At 68.9% G+C, this 8,037-nt stretch carries 8 protein-coding genes and 2 pseudogenes; 6 read left to right on the forward strand and 4 right to left on the reverse strand.

Going from position 1 to position 8,037, the window contains the following annotated elements; all coding sequences use genetic code 11:
- From AQJ46_RS43780 to AQJ46_RS43790, 3 genes and pseudogenes are all read right to left on the reverse strand, one after another.
- Positions 1 to 516 (reverse strand): annotated as a pseudogene (locus tag AQJ46_RS43780) (RNA-guided endonuclease InsQ/TnpB family protein); the annotation flags it as partial.
- Between the two features lie 400 nt (positions 517 to 916).
- Complete coding sequence (locus AQJ46_RS43785; RefSeq protein ID WP_059210925.1) at positions 917 to 1,723, reverse strand: discoidin domain-containing protein; 807 nt, start codon at positions 1,721 to 1,723, stop codon at positions 917 to 919.
- 162 nt (positions 1,724 to 1,885) lie between these two features.
- Positions 1,886 to 2,797: a LysR family transcriptional regulator gene (locus tag AQJ46_RS43790; RefSeq protein WP_063803925.1), complete on the reverse strand. Its 912-nt coding sequence runs from the start codon at positions 2,795 to 2,797 to the stop codon at positions 1,886 to 1,888.
- 109 nt (positions 2,798 to 2,906) lie between these two features.
- On the opposite strand from AQJ46_RS43790, the gene AQJ46_RS43795 reads away from it, so the two are divergent.
- The 5 genes from AQJ46_RS43795 to AQJ46_RS55745 all read left to right on the forward strand — a co-directional run bounded on the left by AQJ46_RS43795 (position 2,907) and on the right by AQJ46_RS55745 (position 6,641).
- Positions 2,907 to 3,887 (forward strand): FAD-dependent oxidoreductase, encoded by a 981-nt coding sequence (locus AQJ46_RS43795; protein ID WP_059210926.1) that lies wholly within the window; start codon positions 2,907 to 2,909, stop codon positions 3,885 to 3,887.
- 196 nt (positions 3,888 to 4,083) lie between these two features.
- On the forward strand, positions 4,084 to 5,100 hold the full coding sequence (locus AQJ46_RS43800) for a WD40 repeat domain-containing protein (RefSeq protein WP_059210927.1): 1,017 nt from the start codon (positions 4,084 to 4,086) through the stop codon (positions 5,098 to 5,100).
- Between the two features lie 65 nt (positions 5,101 to 5,165).
- Positions 5,166 to 6,047: a hypothetical protein gene (locus AQJ46_RS55740; protein ID WP_159064165.1), complete on the forward strand. Its 882-nt coding sequence runs from the start codon at positions 5,166 to 5,168 to the stop codon at positions 6,045 to 6,047.
- Positions 6,048 to 6,167: 120 nt separating this feature from the next.
- Complete coding sequence (locus tag AQJ46_RS58605; RefSeq protein ID WP_263972907.1) at positions 6,168 to 6,293, forward strand: hypothetical protein; 126 nt, start codon at positions 6,168 to 6,170, stop codon at positions 6,291 to 6,293.
- Between the two features lie 21 nt (positions 6,294 to 6,314).
- Complete coding sequence (locus AQJ46_RS55745) at positions 6,315 to 6,641, forward strand: hypothetical protein (protein WP_059210930.1); 327 nt, start codon at positions 6,315 to 6,317, stop codon at positions 6,639 to 6,641.
- Here the strand turns inward: AQJ46_RS55745 and AQJ46_RS57825 are convergent.
- A pseudogene (locus tag AQJ46_RS57825) lies at positions 6,600 to 6,875 on the reverse strand (DUF6262 family protein); the annotation flags it as partial. The gene AQJ46_RS55745 and the pseudogene AQJ46_RS57825 sit on opposite strands and share 42 nt — an antisense overlap.
- Before the next feature lie 597 nt (positions 6,876 to 7,472).
- Between AQJ46_RS57825 and AQJ46_RS43820 the strand changes: the two are divergent.
- Positions 7,473 to 7,667, forward strand: a complete 195-nt coding sequence (locus tag AQJ46_RS43820) for a DUF6207 family protein (RefSeq protein WP_059210931.1) — start codon at positions 7,473 to 7,475, stop codon at positions 7,665 to 7,667.
- The last annotated feature ends 370 nt before the right edge of the window (positions 7,668 to 8,037 follow it).

Consider the following 8,037-nt stretch of genomic DNA (forward strand, 5'->3'; position numbering starts at 1 on the left):
GTGTCCTGGCACAGCAGGGACACGAACCAGCGACCCGCCGCGTCCCGGGACACCGTCACCGTGGTCGGCTCCGTCGGGCAGGGGCCGCGACCAGCGGATGTCCAGGGGCTGCGTCATCTTCGCCAACGTCAGCTGTCCGTCGCGCCAGGTGAAGGCGCTGCGGGTGTACTCGGCCGACGCGCGGGACTTCTTGCGGCTCTTGTAGCGCGGGTACTTCGCGCGCTGGGCGAAGAAGTTCCCGAACGCCGTCTGAAGATGGCGCAGCGCCTGCTGCAGCGGGACCGAGGACACCTCCGTCAGGAAGGCCAGTTCCTCGGTCTTCTTCCACTCCGTGAGCGCGGCCGAGGACTGCACATAGGAGATGCGGCGCTGCTCGCCGTACCAGGCCCGGGTGCGCTCCTCGAGCGCCTTGTTGTAGACGAGGCGGACACAACCGAACGTGCGCGACAGCTCAGCCGCCTGCTCGCCAGTGGGGTAAAAGCGGTACCTGAACGCCCGCTTGACCCGCTCCGCCATACCTCACACCGTATCAACCCCTATGCGAGCGGCGGGCGTCGGCCACTGGACGGCGCACGCCGGTCCGCCCTGCCGGCGAACCGGCTCCCCCTGCCCTGCTCCGCAGGAGCTTCGCTTCCTCCCCGGCCTGAAGGCCGGCGTATCCACGAAGGACAGAGCCGATGAGAGGACGTCCTAGAGTCGCCCGGGACACCCGACCACGCCGACAAGAGATACGACCACGGCCATCTGCGGCGATGGTTACGTGGACGCGGCATCAGGCACCGCACCGCACGCAAAGAATGCCTCCGGCCATTGCGGGAACAAGAGGGTCAGGGATCCCTGTTCTCGCTGACCGGAGGCACTTTCTCGACCTCGGGGGCAAGGTAATCGATCACCTCGCTTGAAAGCCCGAGGTCAGCTATAGACGTTCATTTCTGCTCGACTCGACTCGCTGGCCGTCCGCTATGGAAGAGACCTTGGTCCAGTCGGTTCCGTTCGTGGAGACGTACACGTCCGCACTTCGCGCATAGTCGCCGATGTTGCTGCCGGAATCCAGCAGGATCTTGTCGAACGTCTGCGTCTGCCCCATGTCGATCTGGATCCAGAGACCGTCGTACTGGCCTGTTCCGGAGCTGTACCGGGTGTCGGAATTGCCGTCCAACATGTTGGTGGGACCGTCGTCGTACGGGCTTGTGTCCGAGGTCGTTGCCGTCCATCCCGCCCGCGACAGTGCGGGGCCCAGGTCTATGCCGTCGAAGGTGGCTCCACCTGCGTCCGCTCCGCCGGCTCCGTTCACGGAGACCTTGTATGTCCCCACCGGAAGTCCGCTCGGCACGTACGCGCTGATGCTCGTGTCCGACCAGCTGTCGATTTCGGCGAGGAGTTTCCCGAAACGCACCGTACCCAGCCCTTGCGCGTCACCGAAATGGGAACCGCTGATCGTGAACTTGGCACGTGGTATGCCTTGCTTCGGCTTCAGGCCGCTGACGACCGGTGCGGGGAAGCCTGACAGCTTCTGTGTGGTGAACATCGCCGACGTCCCGCTCGGCAGGGTGTACATGTACGAGCCGTCGGCGGACACGGGGAAGCCCCGGCTGCCGGCGGTGCCCTTGAACACCGCGGTGACCTGCGTCCCTTCCGGACTGGTCCATGTCTTCAGCTGGAGGCCCTTGGGCACCGCGGTCGGGACCGCGATCGAACCGGTGCCGCTCGAGGATCCGTACACGTGGATTTCGGCGGTACTCCACCAGAAACCGGATGCCGCGACACATTCATGGACTACATGTCCGTGACGCTGACTCGACGCCGGTCGGTGTCGCTCATCCGGCCTGACACTCGACGGCCTTGTCTGCCGGGCGGGCCACGGCGTCGGATTGTCCGGGCGTGGTCATGGACGTGTTGATGGGGCGGCAGCCGATGGCCCGGGCAAGGCGTCGACGAGGCTGAGGAGTCCGTGCAGTGCCGGTGTGGCTTCTGCGGACGGGTGGGCCAGGGCGAGGTCCACGGTGGGCATGGGTGCGGTCACATGCTTGAGCCGGACTCCTGGTATGCGCAGTGCGCGGGCGCGTCCCTCGGGCACCGGGGCGATGCCGGTGCCGGCGGCGACGCTGAGGAGGAGTTGTTCGTCGTCGGGTTCTTCCCGCACGATGCGCGGCCCGTGGGCGGGCCATAGCTGCCGGGTGATCAGGTCGTGCATTCCGGGGGCGTTCTCGCGCGGCCAGAGGATCACTGGTTCGGTGGCGATGTGGCTGCGGGTGATCCTGCGTTCGCGCGCGAGGGGATGGTTGGCGGGGACGGCCATGAGGAGTTCCTCGCGGGCGATGTGCCGGCACTCCAGCCCCGTGTTGTCCAGCGGGGGACGGACGAAGGCGGCGTCCAGCTTCCCGGCGAGCAGTTCGGTGATGTTGTGTGCGGTCCACCCTGTCCGTACGACGAGATCGACATTCGGATGATGGGTACGGAACGCGGCGATGAGCGCGTCGACGGGACCGCCGCGGGCCGATCGCGTCAGGGCCAGGCGCAGTTGTCCCTGCCGTCCGCTGACGGCGGCCCGGATGCGTTCCTGTGACGCGTCCGCGTGGGCCAGCAGTTCACCGGCTTCGCGGGCCACGACCTCGCCGACGGCCGTCAACCGGCAGCCCCGGCTACCGCGTTCGAGCAGCGGAGCGCCGATGTCCCGCTCCAGCGCTCTGATCTGCTGACTCAGGGCGGGCTGGGCGATGTGCAGCCGATGCGCGGCCCGCGTGAAGTTCAACTCCTCCGACAGCACCAGGAAGTACCGCAGCCGCCGCAAGTCCATCCCCCAACGATAAGTGATTCTTATGGTGCTGGCCATGACTGGTCTTGGACAGTGCGCCAACTTGCCGCCGACAGTGGAACGCACACGGTTCGGCCATCAAGGGGGAGGCATGGGAGACAGGTTCGACGCGGTCGTCGTCGGCGCCGGGGTCATCGGGCTCACCACCGCCCTGCGCCTGCAGCAGGCCGGTGCGCGCGTCGCCGTGCTCACGGCCGAGCCGCCGGGCGAGACGACGTCCTCCGTCGCCGCGGCCGTCTGGTATCCGACCCGCACGCGGTTCGAGCCGCGCGTACTGGACTGGGCCACCCGCACCTACGACGAGTTCGCCCGCCAGGCGGTGGACGGGGTGCCCGGCGTGGTCATGCGCCGTACCCGGATGCTGCTGCGCGGCGAGAGTCACGACGTCCCCTGGTGGGCCGCGGCCATCCCTCGCCTGCGCACCCTGCGTGGGGACGAGGTGCAGGGCCCGTTCACCGGAGGCTGGGCGTTCACCGTTCCTACCGTGGAGATGGCCCACTACCTGCCCTGGCTCCAACAGACCTTCTCCACGGCGGGCGGTACGCTGATCCGTCGCCGCATCGACGCCCTGGAACAGGCGGGCGTATGGGCTCCCGCGGTGGTGAACGCCTCCGGACTGGCCGCCCGCGCCCTGTGCGGCGACACCGAAGTACACCCGGCACGAGGGCAGTTGGTCCTCGTCGCCAACCCGGGGCTGCACACCTCCCTGCGCGACGAGGACAACGCCGACGGCCACACCTACGTCCACCCCCGCAGCACGGACATCGTCCTCGGCGGCACCTTCGAGGTCGGCGAATGGGACACCACGCCGTCCCCGGCCACCGCTGCCGCGATCCTGCGCCGCTGCACCGACCTGCTGCCGGAACTGGCCGGCGCCCCGGTCCTCGGCCACCAGGTGGGCCTCCGGCCCTGGCGAGACGGCGGCGTCCGCCTGGAGGCCGACCCGCACCCTCACGGCCGGATACGACGGCTGGTGCACAACTACGGCCACGGAGGCGCCGGAGTCACCCTGGCCTGGGGCTGCGCGGACGCCGCGACCGCCCTGGTCGCCCGGGCCGTTCGACCGGGCTGAGCCGCCTCCGCTCGCCACTCCCCTTCGTACGGCCCCGCACGTGCCCCCGCATCGCTGCCCCGCTCACACTGATCCGCTCGTACTGCTCCCCTTCTCAAGGACTGGGTGTGCGCCGATGGAATCCACCGAACCAGCAGAGATCACCACTCCCGCCACGGCGTCTGGTGGGACACGACCGCATCCCGGTCGGCCGCCGGTGAAGCTCCCCGCCACAGTTCGGCGCCGCACCCTGTTGCTCGCCGCGCTCGGGGCGAGTGCCGTCGCCGTCCCGCTCGCGGTGATCAAGTCGAGAACCGACGACGCCGCACCCCGCAACGTCGTATTCACCCTTCCCGACGGCCACGCCACCTGCGTGGCGTTCAGCCCGGACGGAAAGACCCTGGCCACCGGCCTGTCCGCACTCCAGGGCACGGACAGCATGCTGCGGTTGTGGAACGTGTCCGAGGGCACCTCGACCGCACCCTGGCCCGACCAGATCGAAGACGTGACGAAGTTGGCGTTCAGCCCGGACGGCAAGACCCTGGCCACGACCGGCGCCTTCGCCGTGTCCCTGTGGAACATCGCCGATCACACCGGCATGGCCCTGCCCCATCCCCAGCTCACCCTGGACCTGGCGTTCGCCCCGGACGGCCAGACCCTGGCTACCGGCTGCCGGGACGGCGCGGCCCGGCTGTGGGACCTGCCCACCCGCACCGTAACCAGCACGCTGACGATTCAGGGCATAGCAGTGGTCAACGCGGTGGCCTTCAGCCCGGATGGCCAGACCCTGGCCATCGGCAGCGCGGACCTCACCGAAAGCCCGGTGCGGCTGTGGGACCTGCGCACCCGCACGGTCGCGGCCACCCTCAACGCCCCACTCTGGCACGGCTTCAAGCCTGTCGCGTTCAGCCCCGACGGCAGAAGCCTGGCCACCGGCAGCGCCGACAACATCGTGCGCGTGTGGGACGCGGCAACCGGCACCGTCCAGGCCACGCTCAGCGGCCACACCGGCCCGGTGACGACGGTGGCTTTCAGCCCGGACGGAAACACCCTGGCCACCGGCGGCGATGACAGGACGGTGCGGTTGTGGGACACGAGCACACTCGATGTCGCACCCATCGACACCCTCACCGGCCACACCGACAAGGTGACATCGGTGGCCTTCAGTCCGGACGGCAAGACCCTGGCCTCGGCCGGCCTCGACGCCACGGTGCGGCTGTGGCCCAACCGGTGATCCCGCCCCGGCCACGCACAACTCCCCCGGAAACCAACCCGATCGACCATGGACGGTACCCAGTCATGGCTGTCAGAGATGTGGAGCCCGCGCCCAAAACGATGTTGCGCGGCAGAGGTGGAACCGCGCACCTGCGGCGTGAGAGCGTCGTGCTCGACCGGGCGGGGATCCGACTGGTCATCCCACTTGAGGCGATCGAGAGCGCGCATGTCACCTTGGACAGGCGCCCCACCGCCGCGATCTCGCTGAACTCGACGGCCACCAGTGCCGAACGGACCACGGTCTGCACGATCAGCTCCCGCAACACCGAGGAAGTGGGCGCCTTCGTCAACGCCGTCAACGCGGCGCTCCCACAACGGGACGGGGCCGAAAGACGCGTCGACGGCGCGGCCTTGGTGAAGGCGCAAGAGCGCCCCCTCACACCCAAGAGAGAGCGCCTACCGATCATGTCCCCGGCCGAGGCACGGGCCTGCGCCGGGTTCGCCTGCCTCTTCACCCTCGGCCTGCTGCCCCCCGCGCTGGCGGGCGACGGACACCTCGCCCGGTTGTGGACCGGCGGCTTCCCGGCGGTCGTGATGGGCTGCGTCATCGCCCACGGCACCTGGCGCGCCACGGTGACATGGTGGCTGCTGCACCGCTACGGCGTGACGACCGACGCCAGAAACGCCAGCCACTACCCCCGCTCCGACGTCAACCACCCGGGAACCGTGGTGTACGCGTTCACCGACACCAGCGGCACTTCTCACACATTCGAACGTACGGGCCCGGCGTCGGCGCCCGACAAGAGGATCGCCTACGACCCTGCCAGACCCGACTTCGCCAGGGGGCCGGCACAACCGTGGGCCAGGACCCTGATCCTGCTGCTCCGCCTCCTGCTCGGCGTGCCGGTCACGCTCGCCATGGCGGCCTTCCTGGTGTGGTACTTCACCACCGCGATGCATGCGTAGAGCTCGTAAAAGGATGATGGCCGGCTCCTCTTGAGGCACCTCCAGCAGATCAGGCTGCACGCCAACGAGACGAACGCATCGTGGAGCTCGGTTCGGCGTTCCCAGCGGACGGCAAGGCGCTTGAACGAGCTCCTTGAGAAGCTCTGGGGCGCCCTCACACCTGAGCTCCTCGTGGTGATGGCGGTCTTCGAGCCGGGACGGCTGGCCGATGCCGCCATCCGCCACGAGGTGTCTGCTTGGGTGTGACCAGCTGTCGGGAGAGGCGAGTTGGGCCTCGACGTCTGCGACGCGGCGGTCTTGGAAGCGGAGGTTGGAGCGGGCGGCCTTGAGTCGTTCGTCGAAGGTGCGGTTGTCGGCGGTGAGCTGCCGGACCCGCTGTTTGAGGATGGTGTTCTCGGTGGTGATCCGCTGGATGGCCTCCTCGGTCCATTCGGCTTCCAAGTCGCGGATCTGGCCGAGGAGTTCTCCGATGCAGGTGCGCTGGGTGCGGATCTCGGCGTGGGCGTCCTTGAGGGCGTCCTCGGCGTTCAGCGCGCGTTCGCGCCAGGTCGTCTCGCGTTCGTCGTCCTGCTCGACGAGGATCCCCGCACGTAGTCCGCCGACCTCCGTCATGGCCGCAGAGATGGCGGCCCGGGCGTCGGGGTTGTCATACAGGAAGGTGCGCGAGACGTCTGCTCGGCGGGCGACGGCGGCGACGCTGACTGGGGCCTTCTCCCATCGCAGTCGGGCGATGGCCTCGTAAACGCGCTGGAGGGCTGCTTCGGTTCCCTGACGGCGGGCTGCCAGGGCCGGGGCCGTGCGCGGTGCGGGGACGGTGGCGAGGGTCATCCGACGACGCTGCGATGCAGCGTCTCGTTGAAGAGGCGCGAGCCGTCAGACAGCACGCAGGTGTAGGGGCCGCCACCGGCCCGTCAGGCTCTGCGGCTGCCGGGTTTCAACTGGTGAAAGTGCAGCAGCGATCGATAGAAGTCTCTCGGCCCGGAGCTCGCCGAGTTCGCATGCTTCAGCGAGGGCCTCAGTGACGAAGACACGCAGGACCACGGCCGCCGCACCGTCGGCGGCCCTCGCGTGCAAGTCCCGCCCGGCGCGCAACCCTGCGAGGGCGCCCCGCTCCCCGACCGCGTCCGCGCCGCCCAGCCCACCCTCCCCCTCCTCAACTCCAGCCAGGGCACAGGCGAAGGGGGTCGCAACGGGATGTCAGCGACCAGCCGTTCGGCTTCTTCTGGCCGTCGACCTCCGCGGACCCGGTCTTCGCGCCGACGTTTCGACCACACCGAACGCCCGCCGTGACCTGGGCGGACTCCAGGACGCCGTGACGACCTCTACCGCAACACCCAGCGCCACCTCTACCGCAACACCTAGAAGACGCCAGGACCGGAGAATGCTGCGGGCCCCGGCGCGTCGTGCCAGGCATGAGGGAGATTCTTGGACGCGCACGTGGCAGAGCCGGGCCTGGCTGTGGTGGCCGCGGCCACCGATGACGAGACCGCGCTCGCGGTCCAGGAGCTGCTCGCCGCTCGGTGCGCGATCACACCGGCGGACCGTACGCCCCGGAAACCCGGCGAGCCCGGTGCACGGCTGCACTGCTTCCTGGACCTGCGCCAGGAGCCCGGCTCGTAGCACTGCGGCCGTGACCACGCCCGGCTGGCAGCCGTGGTCGGGGCCATGGTCAGGGCTGGCGGCATGCCTGATGCAGCCGCCAGCACTCACGCCTGCAAGGATCAGGCGGTCCGTCGAGGTCGGCCATCGCACTCCAGTACATGAGAATCATTCGCCAAAGCATGCAACCGTACGACCCTCACATATGTCTCATACTATGACCACCAGTCCCCGACGTCTCATAAGGGGGCGTCATGTACACCCGCCATTGCCTCACGGCCATCACCGCGAGCGCACTCCTCCTGGCCGGCACCGCGGCGTCGACCTCTGCCGCCGCCGCATCCCCGGCACCGTCCACGAGTCTCGTGGTCAACGCCAGAATCGCCGGTCA

Source organism: Streptomyces canus (genome assembly GCF_001514145.1).
GTDB classification, from domain to species: domain Bacteria; phylum Actinomycetota; class Actinomycetes; order Streptomycetales; family Streptomycetaceae; genus Streptomyces; species Streptomyces canus.